The organism is Dethiosulfatibacter sp. (genome assembly GCF_983023055.1).
In genome coordinates this window covers 7,259-9,092 of record NZ_CEZJXU010000048.1, presented here as the reverse complement: position 1 = coordinate 9,092, position 1,834 = coordinate 7,259, and the positions used below count along the sequence as shown (strand labels likewise).

The following is a 1,834-nucleotide window of genomic DNA, read 5'->3' as shown; positions in this document are numbered from 1 at the left end:
CATCAATAAGATCATCTATATTGTGTCCGTCAATAGGACCTATATATCTAAATCCAAATTCTTCAAACAACATTCCACCGTTTACCAGAAACATCTTCAAGGATTCCTTGGTTTTTCGAATGAATCTGACTACTGCATTTCCAACAACCGGAATTTTTGATATGATAGTTTCAATTCCCTTTTTAGCTGTATAGTATGCTGTTCCTGTCCTAACCCTGTTAAGATATGAAGAAATGCTTCCAACATTCTTTGATATGGACATTTCATTGTCATTGAGTATAACAATCAAATTACTCTTGTTTCTTCCTGCATTATTTATTGCTTCAAGAGCCATACCACCTGTCAGTGCTCCGTCTCCAATAATTGAAACAACACTGTAATCGTCGCCTTTTATGTCCCTGGCATTTACAAAACCAAGAGCTGCAGATATGGATGTACTGCTGTGTCCTGTTTCAAAGACATCATGCTCGCTTTCAGATCTTTTAGGAAACCCACTTAATCCTCCAAACTGTCTTATTGTACCCATCTTATCTTTTCTTCCAGTCAGCATCTTGTGAACATAACTTTGATGTCCTACATCCCATATCAGCTTATCCTCCGGTGAATCAAATACGTAATGAAGAGCAAGCGTAAGTTCTACTACACCAAGATTTGAAGCAAGGTGACCACCTGTTTTTGAAACAGAATCTATTAAAAACTCTCTAATTTCACTAGAGAGCTTTTCAAGTTCATTTGTTTTTAGTTTCTTTATATCTTCTACATTATTTATACTATCTAAAATATTATCCAAATTTCTTACCTCTATTTATATTCAAAATATTATATCACAGTTCCTCTATTTCTTCTATTTAATAATTTTAACATCTCGAGATCACGTATACACATTAGTGCATATTTAATCTCCCAACCAACGACATGTTTAACTTAACACTATTCGTATTTTTTTCTTTATTGTTCGACTTATCGAATCACCTCTGTTATCTCAAACAAAGGAAAACGCTGTTTTACCAGTGTTTATAAGGTTTTTGGTGTGTAAACGTTTTCATTATATCTAATTTCAATTTGGATATTTACAAACATTAAGTCATATGTTACAATTACTTCATAATCAAACAAGCGCAATTGGATTCGCATAAATATTAGTTATTAGCTAATATTATCCAATCGTTTAAAAAGAAAGGAGAATAATGCATTCGGAAGCAGCAAAACAAAATATATTAGGAGTGATTATTATGGATTATAGTATTGCTATTGATACAATTTGGGTTTTGATTGCTGCAGCATTTGTTTTCTTCATGCAAGCAGGGTTTGCAATGGTGGAGACGGGATTTACAAGAGCTAAGAACGCTGGAAATATCATTATGAAAAACATGATGGACTTTTCAGTCGGTTCACTGGTATTTTGGTTTATCGGTTTCGGAATTATGTTCGGAAGCGATGTTGGAGGGTTAATAGGATCAGTAGATTTCATGGCTACTGGAACATATGAACATTTAGGATTGACCATTCCAAAATCAGCATTTTTAATTTTTCAAACTGTTTTTTGTGCTACTGCTGCTACTATCGTATCAGGAGCTATGGCAGAAAGAACTAAATTCAAATCTTATTTGGTTTACAGCTTTTTCATCTGTTTGGTAATATACCCCATAGCAGGTCACTGGATCTGGGGTGGCGGTTGGTTGTCAAACCTTGGTTTTCATGATTTTGCCGGTTCAACAGCAGTCCACTCCCTTGGTGGATGGGCAGCTTTAGTAGGGGCCTCCGTTTTAGGCCCTAGAGTTGGAAAATATAATAAAGATGGTAAACCACTTGCCATACCTGGTCACAGTTTGAC

2 protein-coding genes are annotated in these 1,834 nt (G+C 35.2%); one reads left to right on the top strand and one right to left on the bottom strand.

Features of this window, described 5'->3' with window-relative positions:
- Positions 1-781 (bottom strand): 1-deoxy-D-xylulose-5-phosphate synthase N-terminal domain-containing protein (locus AC3AX0_RS03185; protein ID WP_487548861.1); only part of this gene is annotated, 781 nt, incomplete at its 3' end.
- Positions 782-1,232: 451 nt separating this feature from the next.
- Between AC3AX0_RS03185 and AC3AX0_RS03180 the strand changes: the two genes are divergently transcribed.
- Positions 1,233-1,834: ammonium transporter (locus tag AC3AX0_RS03180; RefSeq protein WP_487548860.1), on the top strand; the 602-nt coding region annotated here is incomplete at its 3' end.